General features: G+C 70.1%; 35 protein-coding genes. All 35 read right to left on the bottom strand.

Annotated features, from left to right (window positions below):
• Positions 1–15: 15 nt before the first annotated feature.
• On the bottom strand, positions 16–900 hold the full coding sequence (gene truA / locus ACI78V_RS00585; protein ID WP_456847897.1) for a tRNA pseudouridine(38-40) synthase TruA: 885 nt from the start codon (positions 898–900) through the stop codon (positions 16–18).
• A complete protein-coding gene (locus ACI78V_RS00590) occupies positions 872–1,255 on the bottom strand; it encodes a hypothetical protein (protein WP_456847899.1) in 384 nt (127 codons plus the stop codon). The genes truA and ACI78V_RS00590 overlap by 29 nt, the downstream gene beginning before the upstream one ends.
• Positions 1,252–1,869 (bottom strand): 50S ribosomal protein L17, encoded by a 618-nt coding sequence (rplQ, locus tag ACI78V_RS00595; RefSeq protein ID WP_456847901.1) that lies wholly within the window; start codon positions 1,867–1,869, stop codon positions 1,252–1,254. The genes ACI78V_RS00590 and rplQ overlap by 4 nt, the downstream gene beginning before the upstream one ends.
• Before the next feature lie 139 nt (positions 1,870–2,008).
• A complete protein-coding gene (locus ACI78V_RS00600) occupies positions 2,009–3,073 on the bottom strand; it encodes a DNA-directed RNA polymerase subunit alpha (RefSeq protein ID WP_456847903.1) in 1,065 nt (354 codons plus the stop codon).
• Between the two features lie 140 nt (positions 3,074–3,213).
• Complete coding sequence (gene rpsD / locus ACI78V_RS00605) at positions 3,214–3,840, bottom strand: 30S ribosomal protein S4 (protein WP_091156677.1); 627 nt, start codon at positions 3,838–3,840, stop codon at positions 3,214–3,216.
• A gap of 32 nt (positions 3,841–3,872) precedes the next feature.
• On the bottom strand, positions 3,873–4,280 hold the full coding sequence (gene rpsK / locus ACI78V_RS00610) for a 30S ribosomal protein S11 (RefSeq protein WP_091380976.1): 408 nt from the start codon (positions 4,278–4,280) through the stop codon (positions 3,873–3,875).
• A 96-nt stretch (positions 4,281–4,376) separates the two neighbouring features.
• Positions 4,377–4,757 (bottom strand): 30S ribosomal protein S13, encoded by a 381-nt coding sequence (gene rpsM / locus ACI78V_RS00615; protein WP_091380978.1) that lies wholly within the window; start codon positions 4,755–4,757, stop codon positions 4,377–4,379.
• Positions 4,758–4,771: 14 nt separating this feature from the next.
• Positions 4,772–4,885 carry a 50S ribosomal protein L36 gene (gene rpmJ, locus ACI78V_RS00620; RefSeq protein ID WP_012950458.1) on the bottom strand — a complete coding sequence of 38 codons (114 nt, stop codon included), beginning with the start codon at positions 4,883–4,885 and terminating at the stop codon, positions 4,772–4,774.
• A 71-nt stretch (positions 4,886–4,956) separates the two neighbouring features.
• Complete coding sequence (gene infA, locus ACI78V_RS00625) at positions 4,957–5,178, bottom strand: translation initiation factor IF-1 (RefSeq protein ID WP_012950459.1); 222 nt, start codon at positions 5,176–5,178, stop codon at positions 4,957–4,959.
• Between the two features lie 319 nt (positions 5,179–5,497).
• On the bottom strand, positions 5,498–6,358 hold the full coding sequence (map, locus tag ACI78V_RS00630; RefSeq protein ID WP_456847905.1) for a type I methionyl aminopeptidase: 861 nt from the start codon (positions 6,356–6,358) through the stop codon (positions 5,498–5,500).
• A 15-nt stretch (positions 6,359–6,373) separates the two neighbouring features.
• A complete protein-coding gene (locus tag ACI78V_RS00635; protein WP_456847907.1) occupies positions 6,374–7,003 on the bottom strand; it encodes an adenylate kinase in 630 nt (209 codons plus the stop codon).
• Positions 7,003–8,313 carry a preprotein translocase subunit SecY gene (gene secY / locus ACI78V_RS00640; protein WP_456847909.1) on the bottom strand — a complete coding sequence of 437 codons (1,311 nt, stop codon included), beginning with the start codon at positions 8,311–8,313 and terminating at the stop codon, positions 7,003–7,005. The genes ACI78V_RS00635 and secY overlap by 1 nt, the downstream gene beginning before the upstream one ends.
• Positions 8,314–8,503: 190 nt before the next feature.
• Positions 8,504–8,947 carry a 50S ribosomal protein L15 gene (gene rplO, locus ACI78V_RS00645; RefSeq protein WP_456847911.1) on the bottom strand — a complete coding sequence of 148 codons (444 nt, stop codon included), beginning with the start codon at positions 8,945–8,947 and terminating at the stop codon, positions 8,504–8,506.
• A 24-nt stretch (positions 8,948–8,971) separates the two neighbouring features.
• Positions 8,972–9,154 carry a 50S ribosomal protein L30 gene (gene rpmD, locus ACI78V_RS00650; protein ID WP_456847913.1) on the bottom strand — a complete coding sequence of 61 codons (183 nt, stop codon included), beginning with the start codon at positions 9,152–9,154 and terminating at the stop codon, positions 8,972–8,974.
• A gap of 1 nt (position 9,155) precedes the next feature.
• On the bottom strand, positions 9,156–9,770 hold the full coding sequence (rpsE, locus tag ACI78V_RS00655; protein ID WP_072919083.1) for a 30S ribosomal protein S5: 615 nt from the start codon (positions 9,768–9,770) through the stop codon (positions 9,156–9,158).
• 76 nt (positions 9,771–9,846) lie between these two features.
• Positions 9,847–10,257 (bottom strand): 50S ribosomal protein L18, encoded by a 411-nt coding sequence (gene rplR / locus ACI78V_RS00660; RefSeq protein ID WP_456847915.1) that lies wholly within the window; start codon positions 10,255–10,257, stop codon positions 9,847–9,849.
• Positions 10,257–10,796: a 50S ribosomal protein L6 gene (gene rplF / locus ACI78V_RS00665; protein WP_456847917.1), complete on the bottom strand. Its 540-nt coding sequence runs from the start codon at positions 10,794–10,796 to the stop codon at positions 10,257–10,259. The genes rplR and rplF overlap by 1 nt, the downstream gene beginning before the upstream one ends.
• 12 nt (positions 10,797–10,808) lie before the next feature.
• The gene (gene rpsH / locus ACI78V_RS00670) at positions 10,809–11,213 is read right to left on the bottom strand and encodes a 30S ribosomal protein S8 (protein WP_448617472.1); all 405 of its coding nucleotides are present in this window, start codon (positions 11,211–11,213) and stop codon (positions 10,809–10,811) included.
• A gap of 127 nt (positions 11,214–11,340) precedes the next feature.
• Positions 11,341–11,526, bottom strand: a complete 186-nt coding sequence (locus ACI78V_RS00675) for a type Z 30S ribosomal protein S14 (protein WP_012950469.1) — start codon at positions 11,524–11,526, stop codon at positions 11,341–11,343.
• A 23-nt stretch (positions 11,527–11,549) separates the two neighbouring features.
• On the bottom strand, positions 11,550–12,134 hold the full coding sequence (rplE, locus tag ACI78V_RS00680) for a 50S ribosomal protein L5 (RefSeq protein ID WP_456847919.1): 585 nt from the start codon (positions 12,132–12,134) through the stop codon (positions 11,550–11,552).
• A gap of 5 nt (positions 12,135–12,139) precedes the next feature.
• Positions 12,140–12,475 carry a 50S ribosomal protein L24 gene (gene rplX, locus ACI78V_RS00685; protein WP_425432554.1) on the bottom strand — a complete coding sequence of 112 codons (336 nt, stop codon included), beginning with the start codon at positions 12,473–12,475 and terminating at the stop codon, positions 12,140–12,142.
• A 2-nt stretch (positions 12,476–12,477) separates the two neighbouring features.
• Positions 12,478–12,846 (bottom strand): 50S ribosomal protein L14, encoded by a 369-nt coding sequence (gene rplN, locus ACI78V_RS00690; RefSeq protein WP_012950472.1) that lies wholly within the window; start codon positions 12,844–12,846, stop codon positions 12,478–12,480.
• Positions 12,847–13,071: 225 nt separating this feature from the next.
• Positions 13,072–13,371: a 30S ribosomal protein S17 gene (gene rpsQ / locus ACI78V_RS00695; protein ID WP_456847921.1), complete on the bottom strand. Its 300-nt coding sequence runs from the start codon at positions 13,369–13,371 to the stop codon at positions 13,072–13,074.
• Positions 13,368–13,601, bottom strand: coding sequence for a 50S ribosomal protein L29 (rpmC, locus tag ACI78V_RS00700; protein WP_014377985.1), 234 nt, complete (start codon positions 13,599–13,601; stop codon positions 13,368–13,370). Before rpmC ends, rpsQ begins: the two co-directional genes overlap by 4 nt.
• Positions 13,601–14,017, bottom strand: a complete 417-nt coding sequence (gene rplP, locus ACI78V_RS00705; RefSeq protein ID WP_012950475.1) for a 50S ribosomal protein L16 — start codon at positions 14,015–14,017, stop codon at positions 13,601–13,603. Before rplP ends, rpmC begins: the two co-directional genes overlap by 1 nt.
• A 3-nt stretch (positions 14,018–14,020) precedes the next feature.
• The gene (rpsC, locus tag ACI78V_RS00710) at positions 14,021–14,938 is read right to left on the bottom strand and encodes a 30S ribosomal protein S3 (protein ID WP_456847923.1); all 918 of its coding nucleotides are present in this window, start codon (positions 14,936–14,938) and stop codon (positions 14,021–14,023) included.
• Positions 14,938–15,405, bottom strand: coding sequence for a 50S ribosomal protein L22 (rplV, locus tag ACI78V_RS00715; protein ID WP_456847924.1), 468 nt, complete (start codon positions 15,403–15,405; stop codon positions 14,938–14,940). Before rplV ends, rpsC begins: the two co-directional genes overlap by 1 nt.
• 20 nt (positions 15,406–15,425) lie before the next feature.
• On the bottom strand, positions 15,426–15,707 hold the full coding sequence (gene rpsS, locus ACI78V_RS00720) for a 30S ribosomal protein S19 (RefSeq protein WP_089402109.1): 282 nt from the start codon (positions 15,705–15,707) through the stop codon (positions 15,426–15,428).
• A 23-nt stretch (positions 15,708–15,730) separates the two neighbouring features.
• The gene (rplB, locus tag ACI78V_RS00725; protein ID WP_091213410.1) at positions 15,731–16,564 is read right to left on the bottom strand and encodes a 50S ribosomal protein L2; all 834 of its coding nucleotides are present in this window, start codon (positions 16,562–16,564) and stop codon (positions 15,731–15,733) included.
• Between the two features lie 43 nt (positions 16,565–16,607).
• A complete protein-coding gene (gene rplW, locus ACI78V_RS00730; protein ID WP_456847927.1) occupies positions 16,608–16,907 on the bottom strand; it encodes a 50S ribosomal protein L23 in 300 nt (99 codons plus the stop codon).
• Positions 16,904–17,689: a 50S ribosomal protein L4 gene (gene rplD, locus ACI78V_RS00735; protein ID WP_456847928.1), complete on the bottom strand. Its 786-nt coding sequence runs from the start codon at positions 17,687–17,689 to the stop codon at positions 16,904–16,906. The genes rplW and rplD overlap by 4 nt, the downstream gene beginning before the upstream one ends.
• Positions 17,686–18,351: a 50S ribosomal protein L3 gene (rplC, locus tag ACI78V_RS00740; RefSeq protein ID WP_456847930.1), complete on the bottom strand. Its 666-nt coding sequence runs from the start codon at positions 18,349–18,351 to the stop codon at positions 17,686–17,688. Before rplC ends, rplD begins: the two co-directional genes overlap by 4 nt.
• A gap of 15 nt (positions 18,352–18,366) precedes the next feature.
• Positions 18,367–18,672, bottom strand: coding sequence for a 30S ribosomal protein S10 (rpsJ, locus tag ACI78V_RS00745; protein WP_012950483.1), 306 nt, complete (start codon positions 18,670–18,672; stop codon positions 18,367–18,369).
• 149 nt (positions 18,673–18,821) lie between these two features.
• Positions 18,822–20,015: an elongation factor Tu gene (tuf, locus tag ACI78V_RS00750; protein ID WP_456847932.1), complete on the bottom strand. Its 1,194-nt coding sequence runs from the start codon at positions 20,013–20,015 to the stop codon at positions 18,822–18,824.
• 88 nt (positions 20,016–20,103) lie between these two features.
• On the bottom strand, positions 20,104–22,203 hold the full coding sequence (gene fusA / locus ACI78V_RS00755) for an elongation factor G (protein ID WP_456847934.1): 2,100 nt from the start codon (positions 22,201–22,203) through the stop codon (positions 20,104–20,106).
• Positions 22,204–22,250 lie beyond the last annotated feature (47 nt).

A 22,250-nucleotide genomic window follows, 5' to 3' on the forward strand; every position in this document is an offset into this window, starting at 1 on the left:
CCTGCAGGGGCCACCTCAGCCCCGGCGCGCGCGGGTGACCTGTGCGCGGGCCGCGAGCTCCGCGTCCGGCGGGTAGTCGACGGCAACGAGGGTGAGCCCGCCGGCCGGGGCCACGAGCACCTCACTGGCGCGCTCGGCCCGGGGCAGCAGCCCGGCCGGCCACTCGGGCGGACGGCGGCCCTCCCCGACGGCCAGCAGCGCGCCGACGAGACTGCGCACCATCGAGTGGCAGAAGGCGTCGGCCGAGGCCCGTACCAGCACCAGGTCGCCGTCGCGCTCCGCCGACAGCGCCACGAGGGTGCGGATGGTGGTCGCGCCCTCGCGCCGCCGGCAGTAGGCGGCGAAGTCGTGCTCGCCCAGCAGCAGCCCGGCAGCGAGGTGCATGGCGGGGACGTCCAGCCGCCGCGGCCAGCCGACGGTGTCTGCCCGGCGCAGCGGTGGCGGTCCGGAGTCGGCGTCGGTCAGCCGGTAGACGTAGTGGCGTCGCAGCGCCCCGAAGCGCGCGTCGAAGTCGCCCGACGCCTCCTCCACCGAGGTCACGGCGACGTCCGGCGGGAGGACGCCGCGCAGTCTGCGGACCAGGCGTCCCCGCTGCTCCTCCCAGGCCACACGGGGGACGTCGGCGTGCGCGACCTGTCCGGTGGCGTGCACCCCGGCGTCGGTGCGCCCCGCCACGGTCAACTCCACGGGGTGGCGCAGCACCGTCTGCAGCGCCGCCTCGAGCTCGCCCTGCACGGTCCGCTGGGCCGGCTGCCGGGCCCACCCGTGCAGGCCGGTGCCGTCGTACGCGATCCGGAAGCGGAGACGGACGAGCCCGCCACCGGGATCGGTGGCGGGCTCGTCGGTGTCGTGCGTGCGGGTCAGCGACCGCTCACTCGGGGTCGCGAGCGGCGTCGCCACCCTGGTACAGCGTGCCGGACGTCGCCGCGTCGCTCAGCTCCGCGGCCTCGACCTCGGCGGCGGCCGCGGCGGCCACCTCCGGCGACAGGGCGGGGTCGACGACGATCGCCGCGTTCTGCCGCTCCGGCTGGGGGTCCACCGCGCCGTCGTCCTGGCGCTCGCCGTCCGGGGTGAAGACGTCGGTGACGATCTCCTGCGCCTCGGGGTCGACGTCCCCTCCGGTCACGGCCGGGGAGGTGTCCCCGCCGGGGCCGGTGGTCTCGCCCACGGAGGTCGCGCCCTGGTCACCGCCGCCGGCGGGAACCCCGACGGCGCCGGCGTTGCCGCCCTCGCCCGGGTTCTCGCGGTCACTCACCGCGCGTCACCCGTGGTCTCGGCGTCACCCGGGGACTCGGCGTCCACGGCCACGGCCTCGTCGGAGGCGTCGTCGGCCGCGGCAGCCGCCGCGGGCGCCTCGTCCGGCGAGTCGGCGCTGTCGACGGAGTCCGCGCTGTCGGCCGACTCGAGGGCGTCGGCGGTGACCTCGCCGGAGGCAGCGGCAGCGCCGGCCCCGGCGGCGAAGCGGGTGCCCCGGGCGCGCTCGGCCTCACCGACGGCCTCCTGGCCGACGGTCAGGGCCTCGACGAGCTCGATGACGGCCATGGGGGCGTTGTCGCCCTTGCGCGGCCCGACCTTGGTGATGCGGGTGTAGCCACCGGGGCGGTTCTGGTAACGAGGCCCGATCTCCGCGAACAGGGTGTGGACGACGTCCTTGTCCCGGATGGTCGTCATGACCTGACGACGGGCGTGCAGGTCACCGCGCTTGGCGAAGGTGACCAGCTTCTCGGCCAGCGGGCGCAGCCGCTTGGCCTTGGTCTCGGTGGTGGTGATCCGCCCGTGCTCGAACAGCGACGTGGCCAGGTTGGCCAGCATCAGCCGCTCGTGCGAGGGGGACCCGCCGAGACGGGGGCCCTTGGTGGGGGTGGGCATGTCGGTCCTTCCTCAGGCGGCCGGGCGGTCGGTGCCGGGCTGCGTCATCCGTGGTGCTGTCGTCGCTTCAGTGTGGCTGCCCGGACAGCGGTGCCGGACGGCGGGTCGCCCCGCCGCCCGGCCCGGACAGCTGCGCAGCTCAGAGCTGCTCGGTCTCCTGGTAGGACCCGTCGCTGTACTCGACGTCCGAGTACTCACCGTGCTGCTGGTAGGCGTCGGTCTCGTAGCCCTCGTCGTAGCTCTCGACCGAGGTGGGGATGAACCCGGGGGGGCTGTCCTTGAGCGCGAGACCCATGGCCGCCAGCTTCATCTTGACCTCGTCGATCGACTTGGCCCCGAAGTTGCGGATGTCGAGCAGGTCGGCCTCGGAACGGGTGACGAGCTCACCGACGGTGTGCACGCCCTCGCGCTTGAGGCAGTTGTAGGACCGGACGGTGAGGTCCATGTCCTCGATCGGCATCGAGAAGTTCGCGATGTCGGCGGCCTCGGCCGGGCTGGGCCCGACCTCGATGCCCTCGGCGTCGATGTTCAGCTCGCGGAGCAGGCCGAACAGCTCGACCAGGGTGGAGCCGGCGCTGGCGATCGCGTCGCGCGGGGCGATCGACGGCTTGGTCTCGACGTCCACGACCAGGCGGTCGAAGTCGGTGCGCTGCTCGACGCGGGTCGCCTCGACCGCGTAGGTCACCTTGAGCACCGGCGAGTAGATGGAGTCGACCGGGATCCGGCCGATCTCCTGGCCGGGCTGCTTGTTCTGCGGCGCGGGCACGTAGCCACGGCCCCGCTCGACGACCAGCTCGATCTCGAGCCGGCCCTTGCCGTTCAGGGTGGCGATGTGCAGGTCGGGGTTGTGCACCTCGACGCCGGCCGGGGGCGCGATGTCGCCCGCGGTGACCTCACCGGGGCCCTGCTTGCGCAGGTACATGGTCACCGGCTCGTCGGAGTCGGAGCTGACGACCAGGCCCTTGAGGTTGAGGATGATCTCGGTGACGTCCTCCTTGACCCCGGGCACGGTGGTGAACTCGTGCAGGGTGCCCTCGATGCGGATGCTGGTGACAGCAGCGCCGGGGATCGAGGACAGGAGGGTGCGACGCAGGGAGTTGCCGAGGGTGTAGCCGAAGCCGGGCTCGAGCGGCTCGATGACGAACCGCGAGCGCTGCTCGGAGATGGTCTCCTCGGTCAGCGTCGGGCGCTGGGCGATGAGCATGGGTGTTCTCCTTCGGGTCCTCCGGCGCCCGCCATATGACGCCGTGAGGGGGGTGGTGCGGGCCCCGGCGGACATCGGTCCGCCCACCGGAGCCGACGCCCGGTGCGGAGGCGGACCTCCGCACCGGGCGGGACGAGCTCTTACTTGGAGTAGAGCTCGACGATCAGCTGCTCCTGGACCGGGGTGTCGATCACCTGGCGGGCCGGCACGCTGTGCACGAGCACGCGCAGCTGGCTGCTGATGACCTCCAGCCACGGCGGCACGGGGCGCTCGCCGGCGCGGGCCTGGGCGACCTCGAAGGGCAGCATCCGCCGCGACTTCTCGGCGACCTCGATGATGTCGTTGGAGCTCACCCGGTACGACGGGATGTCGACCTTGCGGCCGTTCACCCGGATGTGACCGTGGCGCACCAGCTGGCGGGCCATGTCGCGGGACTCGGCGAAGCCGGCCCGGTAGACCACGTTGTCCAGGCGCGACTCGAGGATCTGCAGCAGGACCTCACCGGTCTTGCCCGACTTCTTGTTCGCCTCTTCGTAGTAGCCGCGGAACTGCTTCTCCAGCACGCCGTAGATGCGGCGGGCCTTCTGCTTCTCGCGCAGCTGCAGCAGGTACTCGCTGTCCTTGCTGCGGCCCCGGCCGTGCTCGCCCGGCGGGTACGGCCGGATCTCGATCGGGCACTTCGGGGACTCGCACTTGCTGCCCTTGAGGAACAGCTTCATCTTCTCGCGCCGGCACATGCGGCAGTCGGCTCCGGTGTAACGGGCCACGTCTCTCTACCTTCGCTCTCGTCGGTGGCCGGTCAGACCCGGCGGCGCTTCTTGGGGCGGCAGCCGTTGTGCGGCTGCGGCGTCACGTCCTGGATCTGGCCCACCTCGAGACCGGTGGCCTGCAGGGACCGGATGGCGGTCTCCCGGCCGGAACCCGGGCCCTTGACGAAGACGTCGACCTTGCGCATGCCGTGCTCCTGCGCCTTGCGCGCGGCGTTCTCGGCGGCCATCTGCGCGGCGAACGGCGTGGACTTGCGCGAGCCCTTGAAGCCGACGTGGCCGGCGGAGGCCCAGCTGATCACGTTGCCGGTCGGGTCCGTGATGGACACGATCGTGTTGTTGAACGTGCTCTTGATGTGCGCGGCGCCGTGGGCGACGTTCTTCTTCTCCTTGCGGCGGACCTTCTTGGCACCGGCCGCGGTGCGAGCCCTGGGAGGCATGTCTCTCCGGTTTCCTTCAGTTCAGTGGCCAGATGCAGCACGCGGTGCGCCGTCGTTCCCGCCCTCACGGGTCGCCACGACGGCGCACACGGCGGCTTACTTCTTGCCGGCCTTCTTCTTGCCGGCGATGGTCTTGCGCGGGCCCTTGCTCGAGCGCGCGTTGGTGCGGGTGCGCTGACCGTGGACGGGCAGCCCACGACGGTGACGCAGCCCCTGGTAGCAGCCGATCTCCACCTTGCGGCGGATGTCGGCGGCCACCTCGCGGCGCAGGTCACCCTCGACGCGGAAGTGCTCGTCGATGTAGTCGCGCAGCTTCAGCAGGTCCTCGTCGGTGAGGTCCTTGGCGCGCAGGTCGGGGCTGACGCCCGTCGCGGCCAGGGTCTCCTTCGCGTGGGTCTTGCCGATGCCGTAGATGTAGGTGAGCGCGATCTCCATCCGCTTCTCGCGGGGGAGGTCGACGCCGGCCAGTCGTGCCATGTCCAGGTACTCCCTCAGCCCTGCCGCTGCTTGTGGCGGGCGTTGTCGCAGATGACCATGACCCGGCCATGCCGGCGGATCACCTTGCACTTGTCGCAGATCTTCTTCACCGACGGCTGGACCTTCACCGGTGCCGCCCCTCATTCCTGTCGATCGTGAGCCGCACGCACCGGCCCGACGGGACGGCGCGTGGCGGCGGTTACTTGTACCGGTAGACGATGCGACCGCGGGTCAGGTCGTAGGGCGAGAGCTCCACGACCACGCGGTCCTCGGGCAGGATGCGGATGTAGTGCTGACGCATCTTGCCGCTGATGTGGGCGAGCACCCGGTGCCCGTTCTGCAACTCGACCCGGAACATCGCGTTGGGCAGCGGCTCGACGACGCGACCCTCGACCTCGATGGCCCCGTCCTTCTTCGCCATGCCCTACACGGCCTCCCGTACTCGGTGGTGCTGGTGGTCCTCGCGCGCCCATGCCGGATCCCGGCGGTCACGCTCGGCTTGTTTGCAGAACAGGTGGTGCAGACGCTCTCGCGAGGGCGCCCTGGGTCGTGCGGCCACAGCACGACGACAGGACGGCGCGAACGCCAACGGACACTCTACCCCGCTTCGGCGCACCTCTCCAACCCGGTCCACGGGGGACGGTGGGTGGGGAAGAGCACTGTGGGCGGCGGGGAGGTACCCCGGTGGGCGCCTCCCCGGCCCCACGGAGGCGGGGCCGGACGCCTGTGGGCGCTCTCGTTCAGGTGCGGGGGGTGATCCCGAACGGGGCCAGCCCCGCGACGCCGCCGTCCTCGGCCGTGAGGACCCACGGACCCTCCGGGGTGATGGCGACGGTGTGCTCGAAGTGGGCCGCCCGCGACCCGTCCTTGGTGACCACGGTCCAGCCGTCCTCGAGCTCGACGGTGGCCGGGTCGCCCACGGTGACCATGGGCTCGATCGCCAGCGCCAGCCCGGGGACCAGCTTGGGTCCGCGGCCGGCACGGCCGTAGTTGAGCACGTGCGGGTCCTGGTGCATCTCGGTGCCGATGCCGTGCCCGCCGTAGTGGTCGACGATGCCGTACGGGTGCTGCTCGGCGGTGATCGCCTCTTCCACGGCGTGGCTGATGTCGGTGAGCCGGCCGCCGGCCACCGCCCGGGCCAACCCGGCCCACATGGACCGCTCGGTCACGGCGATGAGGGCGGCGTCCTCGGCCGAGGGCTCCCCCACCGTCACGGTGACCGCGGAGTCCCCGTGCCAGCCCTGCAGGATGGCCCCGCAGTCGATGGAGATGTTGTCGCCCAGGGCGAGCGCACGGTCCTTGTTCGGGATGCCGTGCACGATCTCGTCGTTGATGGACGCGCAGATGCTGCCGGTGAACCCGTGGTAGCCCAGGAACGACGGGATGGCGCCCGCGCTGCGGATGTGGTCCTCGGCGATCGCGTCCAGCTCGCCGGTCGTCACCCCGGGACGCACGGCGGCCTTCACGGCGGCGATGGCGCCGGCCACGACCAGCCCTGCCGCCCGCATCAGCTCGATCTCGTGCGGGGTCTTGATCTGGATCATCCGTCCACTCCACTTCGCCAGCAGCGGGAGCCGGCCGAGGAGTCCGGCGGCCGTCATCTGCGCCGCCGTCCCTCAGCCCGCGCTGGGCTGCCCGGTCGGGGCGTCCGGCTGCCCTCGGCCGTCGGCCTGCCCGAGCGCGCGCATGGCCCGCTCGGTGACCTCCTCGACCGCGCCGATGGCGTCGATGCGCGTGAGCAGCCCTTCCGACTCGTAGAACCCCGAGAGCGGCTCGGTCTGTTCCCGGTACACCTGCAGCCGGTGCCGCACGGTCTCGGGCTTGTCGTCGTCGCGCTGGACCCACTCCCCGTCGACCAGCATCCGGCGACCGGAGAGCCGGCGCACCAGCTCGTCCTCGTCCACGACGAGCTCCAGCACGCGGTCCAGCCCCTGGCCGAGGTCGTGCAGGGAGGAGCGCAACTGCTCGGCCTGCGGGATGGTGCGGGGGAAGCCGTCGAGCAGGAAACCACCCTTGGCGTCGGGCTCGGCCAGCCGGTCCTTGACCATGGCCACGGTCACCTCGTCGGGCACGAGGTCCCCGGCGTCCATGAAGACCTTGGCCTTGAGGCCGAGCTCGGTCCGGCCGCTGACGTTGGCCCGGAAGATGTCACCGGTCGAGATCGCCGGCACGCCGAGCCGGTCGGCGATGACCTGCGCCTGGGTGCCCTTGCCCGCGCCCGGAGGGCCGAGCAGCACGACGCGCACTACTTCAGGAACCCTTCGTAGTTGCGCTGGTTGAGCTGCGTCTCGATCTGCTTCACCGTCTCCAACCCCACTCCCACCATGATCAGCACCGCGGTCCCGCCGAACGGGAAGTTCTGGTTCTGTCCCTCCTGCGTGATGGAGAGGAACAGGTTGGGCAACACTGCCACCAGGCCCAGGTAGATGGACCCCGGCAGGGTGATCCGGGACAGCACGTACTGCAGGTACTCCGCGGTCGGCCGACCCGGGCGGATGCCGGGGATGAAGCCGCCGTAGCGCTTCATGTCCTCCGCTCGCTCCTCCGGGTTGAACGTGATCGACACGTAGAAGTACGTGAAGAACACGATCAGGCCGAAGTAGACGGCGATGTGGACGGGGCTGCTCTGGTCGATGACGTAGTTCTCGAAGAACCGCCGCACCGGACCGGTCTCGTCGCCCTGGAGCTGGGTGATCAGCTGCGGCAGGTAGAGCAGGGACGAGGCGAAGATGACGGGGATGACACCGGCCTGGTTGACCTTCAGCGGCAGGTAGGTCGACGTGCCGCCGTACATGCGGCGACCGACCATGCGCTTGGCGTACTGGACGGGGATGCGCCGCTGGGCCTGCTCCACGTAGACGACCGAGGTGATGATCACGACGGCCAGCAGGCACACCAGCGTGAAGACGAAGCCGCCTCGGGTCTGGAGGATCGAGCCGCCCTCGGAGGGGATGCGGGCTGCGATGGAGGTGAAGATCAGCACGGACATGCCGTTGCCGATCCCCTTCTCGGTCAGGAGCTCACCGAGCCACATGATGACGGCGGTGCCGGCGGTCATCGTGATGACCAGCACCACGGTCGTCCAGATGGAGTCCGACGGGATGATGTCCTGCGGGCAGTTCGGGAACAGCTGGCCGCTGCGGCCCAGGGCGATGACGCCGGTGCTCTGCAGGACCGCGAGGGCGATCGTGAGGTAGCGGGTGTACTGGGTCAGCTTCGCCTGACCCGACTGCCCTTCCTTCTTCAGCTGCTCGAACCGCGGGATGACCACGACCAGCAGCTGCACGATGATGCTCGCGGTGATGTACGGCATGATGCCGAGCGCGAAGATCGACAGCCGGAGCAGCGCCCCGCCGGAGAACAGGTTGACCAGCGAGTAGAGGTCCCGTTGGTCGGAGGCCTGCGCGGCCTCGAGGCAGCTGTTGATCGCCGCCACGGAGACCCCGGGCCCCGGGATCTGGGCGCCCAGCCGGTAGACGGCGATGATCGCCAGGGAGAACAGCAGCTTGCGCCGGAGGTCTGGCGTCCGGAACGCCGCGGCGAACGCCTGCAGCACGTGCCCTCCCCTACTCGGTCGGATGAGGTTAGCAACGGTGGGGATGGAACCAGCCCGGGCCCCGTCTACGCGGGTGCCACGCGCCGTCCCGTCCGGTCGACGGACCGGGCGCTCACGCGCCCCGGGCCGGGCAGCAGACGACCCCCGGGGGTCGTCTCGCGGAGAGACGCACCCCGGGGGTCATCGGCGGTCAGATGCGGGTGGTGCTGCCCCCGGCCGCGCTGATCTTCTCGGCGGCCGACGACGAGAACGCGTGCGCGTGCACGTGCACCTCGACGCCACCCAGGTCGCCGGTGCCCAGCACCTTCACCGGCTGGCCACGGCGCACGGCGCCGGCCTCGGCGAGGGTGTCGGGGTTGACCGAGCCGCCCTGGGGGAACAGCGCCGCGATCCGGTCGAGGTTGACGACCTGGAACACGACCTTGTTCCGGTTCTTGAAGCCCGTGAGCTTGGGCAGCCGCATGTGCAGCGGCGTCTGCCCGCCCTCGAACCGCGCGGACGTGGTGCCCCGCGCGCCGGTGCCCTTCGTGCCGCGACCGGCGGTCTTGCCCTTGGAGCCCTCACCGCGACCCACGCGGGTCTTGGCGGTGTGGGCGCCCGGGGCCGGACGCAGGTGGTGGACCTTGAGAGTCATGTGATGTCCCTACTCAGCCGCGGTTCAGCTGATCTCTTCGACGGTGACCAGGTGCGGCACCGTCGCGACCATCCCGCGGATCTCGGGACGGTCCTCCTGCACGACCGAGTCGTTGACCCGCTTGAGCCCCAGCGACCGCAGCGTCTGACGCTGGTTCGGCTTGGTCCCGATCGCGGACCTGACCTGGGTGACCTTGAGCTGCGCCATCTCAGACCCCCTGGCCCGCACGCGCACGCAGCATGGCCGCCGGGGCGACGTCCTCCAGGGGCAGACCGCGGCGGGCCGCGATTTCCTCGGGACGGACGAGGTCCTTCAGCGCCTGCATCGTGGCGTGCACGATGTTGATCGGGTTGGACGACCCGAGGCTCTTGGAGAGCACGTCGTGGATGCCGGCGCACTCCAGGACGGCGCGCACCGGACCACCGGCGATGACACCGGTACCGGGGCTGGCCGGCTTGAGCAGCACGACACCGGCGGCCGCCTCACCCTGCACCGGGTGCGGGATGGTGCTGGCGATCCGGGGCACCTTGTAGAAGTGCTTCTTGGCCTCCTCGACGCCCTTGGCGATCGCCGCGGGCACCTCCTTGGCCTTGCCGTAGCCGACGCCCACGGTGCCGTCGCCGTCGCCCACGATCACCAGGGCGGTGAAGCTGAAGCGCCGACCGCCCTTGACGACCTTGGACACGCGGTTGATGGCCACCACGCGCTCGATGAAGTTGCTCTTCTCGGCAGGCGCGCCGCCGGGCCCCCGCCCGCCGTCACGACGGTCGCGGCGGTCGTTACCGCCGCCGGCGCCGCCGCCGCGTCGCTGTGGTCCTGGCATCAGACGTCCCTCTCGATCTGCTCTGTGTCGATCTGCCGAGTCACCGGGGTGCTCGGCTTCCGGTCCCGCGAGTCCATCAGAAGTCCAGACCGCCCTCGCGGGCGCCGTCCGCCAGCGCCGCGATCCGGCCGTGGTAGCGGTTGCCGCCGCGGTCGAACACGACCGCCGCGATGCCGGCGGCCTTGGCACGCTCGGCGACCAGGGCGCCGACCTGGCGGGCCAGCGACGACTTGTCGCCCTCGGCGCCGCGCAGGCTCGGGTCCAGCGTCGAGGCGCTGACCAGGGTACGGCCGACGGTGTCGTCCACCACCTGGACGTGGATGTGCCGCGAGCTGCGGTGGACCACCAGGCGCGGGCGCTCCGGCGTGCCCGAGACCCGCTTGCGCAGCCGGTTGTGCCGGCGCAGGCGGGAGACCCGCCGTGCGGTGCTGATGTCGGTGCCGACGGGCTTGTGCACCCGAGCGGCAGCCTTCTCGGTCTGTGCCATCACTTACCCGTCTTCCCGACCTTGCGCTTGACGACCTCGCCCTGGTAGCGCACGCCCTTGCCCTTGTACGGGTCGGGGCGGCGCAGCTTGCGGATGTTGGCCGCGACCTGACCCACCTGCTGCTTGTCGATACCGGTCACCCGCAGGCGGGTCGGCGACTCGACGGTGAAGGTGATGCCCTCCGGGGCCTTGACCGGCACCGGGTGGCTGTAGCCGAGGGCGAACTCGAGGTCCGAGCCCCGGGCAGCGACGCGGTATCCGACGCCGACGATCTCGAGGGTCTTGGTGTACCCCTCGGTGACGCCGGTGATCATGTTGGCGATGAGGGTGCGCGACAGCCCGTGCAGGGCCCGGCTGGCCCGCTCGTCGTTGGGGCGCTGCACGCTCAGCGTGCCGTCCTCGCCGCGCTCGACGGTGATCGGCGCCGCGACGGTGTGGGTCAGCGAGCCCTTGGGGCCCTTCACGCTGACCGTCTGACCGTCGACGGCGACGTCCACGCCGCCGGGCACGGGAATCGGGAGTCGTCCGATCCGTGACATCTGCTCGCTCCCTTACCAGACGTAGGCGAGGACTTCCCCGCCCACGCCCTTCTTGTTCGCCTGCCGGTCGGTGAGCAGCCCGGTCGAGGTGGAGATGATGGCCACCCCGAGGCCGCCGAGCACCTTGGGCAGCGCGTTGGACTTGGCGTACACCCGCAGACCGGGCTTGGAGACGCGCCGGACGCCGGCGATGCTCCGCTCACGGTTGGGGCCGTACTTGAGGTCGACCACCAGCTCCTTGCGCGTGGTGCCGTCCTTCTCGACCTCGTTGACGGTCCAGCCGGCGATGTAGCCCTCCTGCTGGAGGATCTCGGCGATGTGCGTCTTCAGCTTCGACGACGGCATGGTCGTGGAGTCGTGGTACGCCTGGTTGGCGTTCCGGATCCGCGTGAGCATGTCCGCGATCGGGTCGGTCATCGTCATGGGGTGTGGTGCCTCTCTCGCCGCGGTTCCTCACGCGGTACGCGTGGGCCTCTCGGCGATCGGTGGTGCTCGGGGTGGTCCGTCCCGCCGGCGGAGGGCCGGCGGGACGGGGTGCTGGGTCTTACCAGCTGGACTTGCTCACGCCCGGGAGCTCGCCGGCGTGAGCCATCTCCCGCAGGCAGATCCGGCACAGGCCGAACTTGCGGAAGACCGAGTGCGGACGCCCGCACCGCTGGCAGCGGGTGTACCCGCGGACCGCGAACTTCGGCTTGCGGGCCGCCTTGTTGATCAGCGCCTTCTTGGCCATCTGGAGTGTCTCCTCGCCCCGGCTCAGCGGGTGGTGGTCACGACGGGCTGGCCGGCGAACGGGAAGCCCAGCAGGCGGAGGAGCTCGCGACCCTCCTCGTCGTTCGTGGCGGTGGTGACCAGCGTGATGTCCATGCCGCGGGGCCGGTCGATCTTGTCGACGTCGATCTCGCGGAACATCGACTGCTCGGTCAGGCCGAACGTGTAGTTGCCGTGACCGTCGAACTGCTTGGCGTTGAGCCCGCGGAAGTCACGGATGCGGGGCAGGGCCAGCGACAGCAGCCGGTCCAGGAACTCCCACATGCGGTCGCCACGCAGGGTGACCTTGGCGCCGATCGGCATGCCCTCACGCAGCTTGAACTGCGCGATGGACTTGCGGGCCCGGACGACGGCCGGCTTCTGACCGGTGATGGCGGTGAGGTCGCGGACCGCGCCGTCCATCAGCTTCGCGTCGCGGGTCGCCTCGCCGACGCCCATGTTGACGACGATCTTCGTCAGCCGCGGGATCTGCATGACGTTGTCGTAGCCGAACTCCGACTGCAGGGCCGGGGCGATCTGCTCGCGGTAGTGGGCGAGCATGCGGGGCAGCTCACGGGTGGGTGCGCTCATGGCCGTCAGAGGTCCTTACCGGTGCGCCGCGAGACCCGGATGCTGCGGCCTTCCTCGTCCTTGCGGTAGCCGACCCGGGTCGGCTTGTCCTCGGAGTCGATCACCATCACGTTGCTCACGTGGATGGGAGCCTCCTGCGTGACGATCCCGCCCGACTGGGCACCACGCTGGTTGGAGCTGATCCGGGTGTGCTTCTTGACCCGGCCCACGCCCTCGACGAGGACCTTCTGGAGCTTCGGGTAGGCAGCGATGACCCGGCCCTTGGCGCCCTTGTCCTTGCCGGACAGCACGACGACGGTGTCGCCCTTCTTCACCTTCATCGACGGCGTCTTGTCCGCCATGATCACAGCACCTCCGGGGCGAGCGAGATGATCCGCATGAAGCGCTTGTCGCGGAGCTCACGGCCGACCGGGCCGAAGATGCGCGTACCGCGCGGGTCGCCGCTGTCGCGGATGATGACCGCGGCGTTCTCGTCGAAGCGGATGTAGGAGCCGTCCGGACGACGACGCTCCTTCACCGTGCGGACGACGACGGCCTTGACGACGTCGCCGCGCTTGACCCCGGCGCCGGGCAGCGCGTCCTTGACGGTGGCGACGATGACGTCACCGATGCCCGCGTAGCGTCGCCCGGATCCGCCGAGCACACGGATGCAGAGGATCTCCTTTGCACCGGTGTTGTCGGCGACCCGCAGTCGCGACTCCTGCTGGATCACGTCCTACTCCCAAATCTCAGTGGTGACAGCCGGGCCGGAACGGTGAACCGGCTGTCCGGTACCCACGTGCGGACGCACCGGCAGCGTTCTGCCGCCGGTGCGTCCGAGCACGAGTACCGGGATGGGCGCGCACCCGTGGGGCGCGCCAGTCGTCCAGGGTACCTGCTCCTGGACCGGCCCCGGAGGGCCGCCTGGCACACGAGGACCTCGCGGTCCCCGGGGGTCCTACTTCGCCTTCTCGAGGACCTCGACCAGCCGCCACCGCTTGGTGGCCGACGTCGGCCGGGTCTCCATGATCTGCACCCGGTCGCCGATGCCGGCGACCTGCTGCTCGTCGTGCGCCTTCAGCTTGCTCGTGCGACGGATGACCTTGCCGTAGAGGCCGTGCTTCACACGGTCCTCGACCTCGACGACGATCGTCTTGTCCATCTTGTCGCTGACCACGAGGCCCTCGCGGACCTTGCGGTAGCCACGGCCGGCCAGGCCGGGGCCCGACGCGGTCTGCGCCTCCTGGGGCTCGCTCATGCCACACCCTCACTCGGGGCGACCGAGAGACCCAGCTCGCGCTCGCGCATGATCGTGTAGATCCGGGCGATGTCGCGGCGGACGGTCTGCAGTCGCCGGTTGTTGTCCAGCTGGCCGGTGGCCACCTGGAACCGCAGGTTGAACAGTTCTTCCTTCGACTCGCGCAGCCGCGAGGCGAGCTCGTCCGCGGAGAGCTCGCGCAGCTCGGGAGCGGTCAGACCGGCGGCCATCACACCTCTCCTTCACGAGTGATGAAGCGGCACTTCATCGGCAGCTTGTGGATCGCGCGACGCATGGCCTCACGGGCCACGGGCTCCGCGACACCGGACAGCTCGAACATGATGCGGCCCGGCTTGACGTTCGCGACCCACCACTCGGGCGAGCCCTTACCGGAACCCATGCGGGTCTCGGCCGGCTTCTTGGTGAGGGGACGGTCCGGGTAGATCGAGATCCAGACCTTCCCGCCACGACGGATGTGCCGCGTCATGGCGATACGAGCGGACTCGATCTGCCGGTTGGTCACGTACGCCGGCTCGAGGGCCTGGATGGCGTACTCACCGAAGTTGATCTCGGTCCCGCCCTTGGCACGACCCGAACGGCTCGGGTGGTGCTGCTTGCGGTGCTTGACGCGCCGTGGGATCAGCACGTGTCAGCCCTCCGTGGGGTTCTGCGCGGCCGTGGTCTCGGCCGCAGCGGTCGCCTCGGGACCAGCGGCCTCGGCGACGGTCTGCTCGGGAGCCACCTCGCCGGAGGTCGCGGCCACCGCGCTGTCGGTGGTGTCGACGGCCGGCCCGGTCGTGGACTCGGCCGCGGCGCGGCCGGCCTCGGTGCCCCCGGCGGTGGTGCCGGAGGACCCGGAACGGCGCTGCGGGCGCTGGGCCCGCTCACGGCGCTGCTGGCGGGCGGCGAGGGCCTCGAGGGCCTCGCGCTCGGCACGCGAGCCGCTGACGTCGCCCTTGTAGATCCACACCTTCACGCCGATGCGGCCGAAGGTGGTGCGGGCCTCGTAGATGCCGTAGTCGATGTTCGCGCGGAGCGTGTGCAGGGGCACGCGACCCTCGCGGTAGAACTCCGACCGGCTCATCTCGGTGCCGCCCAGGCGACCGGAGCACTGCACCCGGATGCCCTTGACCTGCGGGCTGCGCTGGGCCGACTGCATGGCCTTGCGCATGGCGCGCCGGAAGCTCACCCGGCTGGACAGCTGCTCGGCGACGCCCTGGGCGACCAGCTGCGCGTCCGACTCGGGGTTCTTCACCTCGAGGATGTTCAGCTGGACCTGCTTGCCGGTGAGCTTCTCCAGCTCGCCACGGATGCGGTCGGCCTCCGCGCCGCGACGGCCGATGACGATGCCCGGCCGGGCGGTGTGGATGTCGACGCGGACGCGGTCGCGGGTGCGCTCGATCTCGACCTTCGAGATCCCGGCCCGCTCCATCCCCTTGCTCATGAGCTTGCGGATGGCCACGTCTTCCTTGACGTAGTCCTTGTAGAGCTTGTCGGCGTACCACCGGGACTTGTAGTCGGTGGTGATGCCGAGCCGGAACCCGTGCGGGTTGACCTTCTGACCCACTAGCGGGTCCCTCCCCTCGTGTTGCTGTTCTGCTGCTGGGTGGCCGGACCGGACTGGCCGGTGCGGCGGCGGGCGGTGCGGGACTTGCCGGCGAGCTCCTCGCTGGCGGAGACCTCCGCGACCTCCACGGTGATGTGGGAGGTCCGCTTGTTGATGCGGAACGCACGGCCCTGCGCACGCGGACGGATCCGCTTGAGCGTCGGGCCCTCGTCCACGTACGCGGCGCTCACGACCAGGGCGGCCGGGTCCAGCCGCAGGTTGTGCTCGGCGTTCGCGACGGCGCTGGCCACCACCTTGAGCACCGGCTCGCTGGCGGCCTGCGGGGCGAACCGCAACAGCGCCAGGGCCTCGTCGGTCGGCAGGTAGCGGATGAGGTCCACCACCCGGCGTGCCTTCATGGGGGTGACGCGGACGAACCGGGCCGTGGCCCGGGCGACCGGCGTCTCCTGTCCCACCTGGGAAGTCATTGGATTCTCTCTCTACCTGGTCAGCCGCGCCGGGACCGGCGGTCGTCCTTGACGTGCCCACGGAAGGTGCGCGTGGGAGCGAACTCGCCGAGCTTGTGCCCGACCATGGCCTCGGTCACGAAGACCGGGACGTGCTTGCGGCCGTCGTGGACGGCGATCGTGTGCCCGAGCATGTCGGGGATGATCGTCGAGCGCCGCGACCAGGTGCGGATGACGGTCTTGGTGCCCTTCTCGTTCTGCGCGTCCACCTTCTTGAGCAGGTGGTCGTCGACGAACGGGCCCTTCTTCAGGCTGCGTGGCATGTCTGTCGGACTCCTCTACCCGCTCAGCGCTTCTTGTTGGTGCGCCGGCGGCGCACGATCAGGGCGTCACTGGCCTTGCGCTTGCGCGTCCGGCCCTCCGGCTTGCCCTTCGGGTTCACCGGGTGGCGACCACCGGAGGTCTTGCCCTCACCACCACCGTGCGGGTGGTCCACCGGGTTCATGGCGACACCGCGGACGGTCGGGCGCTTGCCCTTCCACCGCATGCGGCCGGCCTTGCCCCAGTTGATGTTCGACTGCTCGGCGTTGCCCACCTCGCCGACGGTCGCGCGGCAGCGGACGTCGACGTTGCGGATCTCGCCCGACGGCATGCGCAGCTGCGCGAGGCGACCCTCACGGGCGACCAGCTGGACGCTGGTCCCCGCCGAGCGGGCGATCTTCGCGCCGCCACCGGGACGGAGCTCGATGGCATGAACCACGGTGCCGACCGGGATGTTCCGCAGCGGCAGGTTGTTGCCGGGCTTGATGTCGGCCGACGGGCCGCACTCGACCGTGTCGCCCTGCTTCAGGCGGGCCGGCGCGATGATGTAGCGCTTCTCGCCGTCGGCGAAGTGGAGCAGCGCGATGCGCGAGGTGCGGTTCGGGTCGTACTCGATGTGGGCGACCTTGGCCGGCACACCGTCCTTGTCGGCCCGACGGAAGTCGATCACCCGGTAGGCACGCTTGTGCCCGCCGCCCTGGTGCCGCGCCGTGACCTTCCCGTGGACGTTGCGCCCGCCGCGACCGTGCAGCGGTCGGACCAGCGACTTCTCGGGATGGTCGCGGGTGACCTCGGCGAAGTCGGCGACGCTGGAGCCGCGGCGGCCCGGCGTCGTCGGCTTGTACTTGCGGATAGCCATTGCTGACTCAGTCCTCTATCTCTGGTCCGAACGGTCCGGGCGCTCAGGCGCCGGGACCACCGAAGATCTCGATGCGGTCGCCGGGGGCGAGGGACACGATGGCGCGCTTGGTGTCCTTGCGCTTGCCCATCCCGCCCTTGGCCCGCTTGCGCTTGCCCTGGCGGTTGATCGTGTTCACGCCGAGCACCTTCACCTTGAAGATCTGCTCGACCGCGATCTTGATCTGCGTCTTGTTGGCCTCGGGCAGGACGACGAACGTGTACTGGTTGTCGTCCAGCAGCCCGTAGCTCTTCTCCGAGATGACCGGGGACAGCAGGACGTCCCGGGGGTCGCGGACGCTCACGCCTTCTCCTCGGTGGTGTCGGTGTCGATGTCCAGGTCGGTGGTGCCCTGGGCCGGCTGGATCGACGGGATGGCGCCGGGGACGTCGGGAGTGGTCAGGTCGGGCTTCTCCACGCCACGACGCTTGCCCGACACCGGCCCGGCCACGAACTCGGCCAGTGCGGCCTCGGTGAAGACGACCTCGTCGGAGACCAGCACGTCGTAGGTGTTGAGCTGGCCGGCCTCGATCAGGTGCACCTGCGGCACGTTGCGCAGGCTCACCCAGTTGAGGACGTCGTCGTGGTCGAGCACGACGAGCACCCGCTTGGCGGAGGTGATCGCCTCGAGGGTGGCCAGGGCGGCCTTGGTCTTCGGGGCGTCCCCGTCGACGAAGGTGCTGACCACGTGGACGCGGTTCTCCCGGGCCCGGTCGGAGAGGGCGCCGCGGAGGGCGGCGGCCTTCATCTTCTTCGGGGTCCGCTGCGAGTAGTCACGCGGCTGCGGGCCGTGGACCGTGCCACCACCGGAGAACTGCGGTGCACGGATCGAGCCCTGACGGGCGCGGCCGGTGCCCTTCTGGCGGTAGGGCTTGATGCCACCGCCACTGACCATGCCGCGGGTCTTCGTCGCGTGCGTGCCCTGGCGCGCGGCGGCCAGCTGGGCCACCACGACCTGGTGCATCAGCGAGACGTTGGCCGACGCGTCGAAGAGCTCACCGGGCAGCGTCACGCTGCCGGAGGTCTCCCCCGCCGGGGTCCGGACGTCGACCTCGCGGTCGGTCCGGGTCTGGGTCGACTCGGTCACTGGTTGTCACTCCCCACGGGGCCGCCCTTGACGGCCGAGCGGACGAGCACGAGCCCGCCCTTCGGGCCCGGGATGGCGCCCTTGATCAGCACCAGCCCGCGCTCGGCGTCCACCTTGTGCACGTTGAGCGAGAGGGTCGTCGTCTTGACCGCGCCCATGCGGCCGGCCATGCGCAGGCCCTTGAAGACGCGGCCGGGGGTCGAGGCCCCGCCGATGGAGCCGGGCGACCGGTGCTTGCGCTGCGTGCCGTGCGCGGCGCCCAGGCCCTTGAACCCGTGCCGCTTCATGACACCCGCGGTGCCCTTGCCCTTGCTGGTGCCGATGACGTCGACCTTCGCGACGCCGTCGAGGACCTCGGCGGTCAGCTCCTGGCCGACCGTGTAGTTCGAGGCGTCCGCGGTGCGCAGTTCCACCAGGTGCCGGCGCGGCGTGACGCCCGCCTTGGCGAAGTGCCCACCCTCGGGCTTGTTCACCTTGCGCGGGTCGATCTCACCGAACCCGAGCTGGACGGCGGAGTAGCCGTCGACCTCGGGGGTGCGCACCTGGGTCACCACACACGGGCCCGCCTTGACGACGGTCACCGGCACGATGCGGTTGTTCTCGTCGAAGACCTGGGTCATGCCCAGCTTCTCGCCGAGGAGACCACGGAATGTGCTCGCCATGTCTGCTGACTGCCCTTACTGGATGTTGACGTCGACCGAGGCCGGCAGGTCGATGCGCATGAGCGCGTCGACCGTCTTCGGCGTCGGGTCGAGGATGTCGATGAGCCGCTTGTGCGTACGCATCTCGAAGTGCTCCCGCGAGTCCTTGTACTTGTGCGGGGACCGGATGACGCAGTACACGTTCTTCTCCGTCGGCAGCGGCACCGGGCCGACGACGCGCGCACCGGTCTTGGTCACCGTCTCGACGATGCGCCGCGCCGAGGCGTCGATCGCCTCGTGGTCGTAGGCCTTCAGCCGGATGCGGATCTTCTGTCCCGCCATCGCTGTCTTCTGCTCCTGCCGATCGGTGTCTGTTCTAGCTGGGAACGCCGGGTGGTCCAGACCGTGATCCGGTCTCGCCCCAGCGGGATGGGCGGTTCCCCGCCCAGGGACGGGCGGCGGCCGCAGTCGGCCGCCGCCCGTCGAGGGTGTTACTTGAGGATCTTGGTGACGCGACCCGCGCCGACCGTCCGGCCACCCTCGCGGATGGCGAACTTCAGGCCCTCCTCCATGGCGATCGGCTGGATCAGCTCGACCGTCATGTCGGTGTTGTCGCCCGGCATGACCATCTCGGTGCCGGCGGGCAGGGTCACCACACCCGTCACGTCCGTCGTCCGGAAGTAGAACTGGGGACGGTAGTTGTTGAAGAACGGGGTGTGACGACCACCCTCGTCCTTCGACAGGATGAAGACCGAGGCCTCGAAGTTGGTGTGCGGGGTGATCGAACCCGGCTTCACCACGACCTGGCCACGCTCGACGTCCTCGCGCTTGATGCCGCGCAGCAGCAGACCGACGTTGTCGCCGGCCTGGCCCTGGTCGAGCAGCTTGCGGAACATCTCGACGCCGGTGACGGTGGTCTTGGTCGAGGACGGGCGGATGCCGACGATCTCGACCTCCTCGTTGACCTTGACGATGCCGCGCTCCACGCGACCGGTCACGACGGTGCCGCGGCCGGTGATGGTGAAGACGTCCTCGACGGGCATGAGGAACGGCTTGTCGACGTCACGCTGCGGCTCGGGGATCGCGGAGTCGACCGCGTCCATGAGCTCCATGAGCCGGTTGCCCCACTCGGCGTCGCCCTCGAGGGCCTTGAGCGCGGAGACGCGGACCACGGGGACGTCGTCGCCCGGGAACTCGTACTCGCTGAGCAGCTCGCGGACCTCCAGCTCGACGAGCTCGAGGATCTCCTCGTCGTCGACCATGTCGGCCTTGTTGAGCGCCACGACGATGTAGGGGACGCCGACCTGGCGGGCCAGGAGGACGTGCTCCTTGGTCTGCGGCATCGGGCCGTCGGTGGCCGCGACCACCAGGATGGCGCCGTCCATCTGCGCCGCACCGGTGATCATGTTCTTGATGTAGTCGGCGTGACCGGGGCAGTCGACGTGCGCGTAGTGACGGTTCTCCGTCTGGTACTCGACGTGCGCGATCGAGATCGTGATGCCGCGGGCCTTCTCCTCGGGCGCCTTGTCGATCTGGTCGAAGGCCGACGCCTCGTTGAGGTCCGGGTACTTGTCGTGCAGCACCTTGGTGATCGCCGCGGTCAGCGTCGTCTTGCCGTGGTCGATGTGCCCGATGGTGCCGATGTTGACGTGCGGCTTGGTCCGCTCGAACTTGGCCTTGGCCACTGGGTTCCTCTCCTCGTGGTGTCGCAGTCGTGCGCGAACTCTGGGGTGGGCTTGCTGGGGGCCGGACGGGGCTACCCCGCCCGGCAGGTCACTCGCCGGTCGCCTTGGCGATGATCTCCTTGGCGACGTTCTGCGGGACCTCGGCGTACGAGTCGAACACCATGGTGTAGCTCGCCCGCCCCTGGGTGCGGCTGCGCAGGTCGCCCACGTAGCCGAACATCTCCGAGAGCGGGACCAGAGCCCGGACGACGCGGGCGCCGGAGCGCTCCTCCATCGCCTGGATGGTGCCGCGCCGGGAGTTCAGGTCGCCGATGACGTCGCCCATGTAGTCCTCGGGCGTGACGACCTCGACGGCCATGAGCGGCTCGAGCAGGGCCGGGCTGGCCTTGCGTGCGGCCTCCTTGAAGACCATCGAGCCGGCGATCTTGAAGGCCATCTCCGAGGAGTCGACCTCGTGGTACTGGCCGTCGACCAGGGTCGCCTTGACGCCGACCAGCGGGTAGCCGGCGAGGACCCCGTACTGCATGGCGTCCTGGATGCCCTGGTCCACCGACGGGATGTACTCCCGCGGGATGCGGCCACCGGTGACCGCGTTCTCGAACTCGTAGGTCGGCCCGTCGCCGCTGACCTCGAGCGGCTCCAGGGTGACCTGCACCTTCGCGAACTGGCCGGACCCACCGGTCTGCTTCTTGTGGGTGTAGTCGTACTTCTCGACCGTCTTGCGGATGGTCTCGCGGTAGGCGACCTGCGGCTTGCCGACGTTGGCCTCGACCTTGAACTCGCGGCGCATGCGGTCGACGAGGATCTCCAGGTGGAGCTCGCCCATGCCGGAGATGACCGTCTGGCCGGTCTCCTCGTCGAGGCGGACCTGGAAGGTCGGGTCCTCCTCGGCGAGCTTCTGGATGGCGGTGCCGAGCTTCTCCTGGTCGCTCTTGGTCTTCGGCTCGATCGCGACCGAGATGACCGGCGCCGGGAAGGTCATCGACTCGAGGATGACCGGCTTCTGCGGGTCGCTGAGCGTGTCGCCCGTGGTGGTCTGCTTGAGACCGACGACGGCGACGATCTGACCGGCACCCACGCCGTCGCGCTCCTCGCGCTTGTTGGCGTGCATCTGGTAGATCTTGCCGATCCGCTCCTTGCGGTCCTTGGTGCTGTTGAGCACCGGGGACCCGGAGTTGACCTTGCCCGAGTAGACCCGGATGTAGGTCAGCTTGCCGAGGTGCTGGTCGGTCTGGATCTTGAAGGCCAGCGCCGAGAACGGCTCGTCCTCGTCGGCGTGCCGGATGACCTCGGTCTCGCCGTCGAGCGCGGTGCCGACGATCGCCTCGATGTCCAGCGGGCTGGGCAGGTAGTCGGTGACCGCGTCGAGCAGGGGCTGGACGCCCTTGTTCTTGAAGGCGGTACCGGTGAGGACCGGGTTCACCTGCGCGGCGATCGTCGCCTTGCGGATGGCCGCCTTCAGCCGCTCGACGGTGATCTCCTCGCCACCGAGATAGGCCTCCATGAGCTCGTCGTCGGTCTCGGCGATGGTCTCGAGCAGCTTCTCGCGGTACTCGGCGGCCTGGTCGGCGAGCTCGGCCGGGATCTCCTCGACCGCGTAGTCCTCACCCATCTGCGTCTCGCCGCGCCAGGTGAGCGCACGCATCTGGACCAGGTCGACGACGCCGATGAAGTCGGCCTCGGCGCCGATCGGCAGCTGCAGCACCAGCGGGTTGGCGGCGAGACGCTCGACCATCATGTCGACACAGCGGAAGAAGTCGGCGCCGGTGCGGTCGAGCTTGTTGACGAAGCACATGCGCGGGACGCCGTACTTCTCGGCCTGCCGCCACACCTGCTCGGTCTGCGGCTCCACGCCGGCGACCCCGTCGTAGACGGCGACGGCACCGTCGAGCACCCGCAGCGACCGCTCCACCTCGACGGTGAAGTCGACGTGCCCGGGGGTGTCGATGATGTTGATGTCGTAGCCGTTCCAGGAGCACTTCGTCGCGGCGGACGTGATGGTGATGCCGCGCTCCTGCTCCTGCTCCATCCAGTCCATCGTGGCCGCGCCGTCGTGGACCTCACCGATCTTGTAGTTGATACCGGTGTAGAAGAGGATGCGCTCGGTCGTCGTGGTCTTGCCGGCGTCGATGTGCGCCATGATCCCGATGTTGCGGGTCTTGGCGAGCTGGGCCTTGGAGTCGGCCATCTGTCTCGTCTCCTCTTTGGTTCGGGTCCGCGTGCGGTGTCCAGGGG

The sequence above is a fragment of the Geodermatophilus sp. SYSU D00742 genome, assembly GCF_054049935.1.

Coding starts and splice junctions, on each gene's coding strand:
- rplF (WP_456847917.1), bottom strand. CDS start 10,796: ATGTCACGGATCGGACGACTCCCGATTCCCGTGCCCGGCGGCGTGGAC.
- rplC (WP_456847930.1), bottom strand. CDS start 18,351: ATGGCGAGCACATTCCGTGGTCTCCTCGGCGAGAAGCTGGGCATGACC.
- rplE (WP_456847919.1), bottom strand. CDS start 12,134: ATGAGCGCACCCACCCGTGAGCTGCCCCGCATGCTCGCCCACTACCGC.
- rplB (WP_091213410.1), bottom strand. CDS start 16,564: ATGGCTATCCGCAAGTACAAGCCGACGACGCCGGGCCGCCGCGGCTCC.
- fusA (WP_456847934.1), bottom strand. CDS start 22,203: ATGGCCGACTCCAAGGCCCAGCTCGCCAAGACCCGCAACATCGGGATC.
- rplR (WP_456847915.1), bottom strand. CDS start 10,257: ATGGCACAGACCGAGAAGGCTGCCGCTCGGGTGCACAAGCCCGTCGGC.
- map (WP_456847905.1), bottom strand. CDS start 6,358: ATGACGGCCGCCGGACTCCTCGGCCGGCTCCCGCTGCTGGCGAAGTGG.
- rpsJ (WP_012950483.1), bottom strand. CDS start 18,672: ATGGCGGGACAGAAGATCCGCATCCGGCTGAAGGCCTACGACCACGAG.
- rpsE (WP_072919083.1), bottom strand. CDS start 9,770: ATGCCAGGACCACAGCGACGCGGCGGCGGCGCCGGCGGCGGTAACGAC.
- rplO (WP_456847911.1), bottom strand. CDS start 8,947: ATGACTCTCAAGGTCCACCACCTGCGTCCGGCCCCGGGCGCCCACACC.
- rpmC (WP_014377985.1), bottom strand. CDS start 13,601: ATGGCCGCCGGTCTGACCGCTCCCGAGCTGCGCGAGCTCTCCGCGGAC.
- rplV (WP_456847924.1), bottom strand. CDS start 15,405: ATGACTTCCCAGGTGGGACAGGAGACGCCGGTCGCCCGGGCCACGGCC.
- rplX (WP_425432554.1), bottom strand. CDS start 12,475: ATGGCGGACAAGACGCCGTCGATGAAGGTGAAGAAGGGCGACACCGTC.
- rpsS (WP_089402109.1), bottom strand. CDS start 15,707: ATGCCACGCAGCCTGAAGAAGGGCCCGTTCGTCGACGACCACCTGCTC.
- rpsH (WP_448617472.1), bottom strand. CDS start 11,213: ATGACCGACCCGATCGCGGACATGCTCACGCGGATCCGGAACGCCAAC.
- ACI78V_RS00675 (WP_012950469.1), bottom strand. CDS start 11,526: ATGGCCAAGAAGGCGCTGATCAACAAGGCGGCCCGCAAGCCGAAGTTC.
- infA (WP_012950459.1), bottom strand. CDS start 5,178: ATGGCGAAGAAGGACGGGGCCATCGAGGTCGAGGGTCGCGTCGTCGAG.
- rpmD (WP_456847913.1), bottom strand. CDS start 9,154: ATGGCGCAGCTCAAGGTCACCCAGGTCAGGTCCGCGATCGGGACCAAG.
- rplQ (WP_456847901.1), bottom strand. CDS start 1,869: ATGCCCACCCCCACCAAGGGCCCCCGTCTCGGCGGGTCCCCCTCGCAC.
- rpsQ (WP_456847921.1), bottom strand. CDS start 13,371: ATGAGCGAGCCCCAGGAGGCGCAGACCGCGTCGGGCCCCGGCCTGGCC.
- ACI78V_RS00600 (WP_456847903.1), bottom strand. CDS start 3,073: ATGCTCATCGCCCAGCGCCCGACGCTGACCGAGGAGACCATCTCCGAG.
- rpsM (WP_091380978.1), bottom strand. CDS start 4,757: ATGGCACGACTGGCCGGCGTCGACCTCCCCCGCGAGAAGCGGATGGAG.
- rpsK (WP_091380976.1), bottom strand. CDS start 4,280: ATGCCTCCCAGGGCTCGCACCGCGGCCGGTGCCAAGAAGGTCCGCCGC.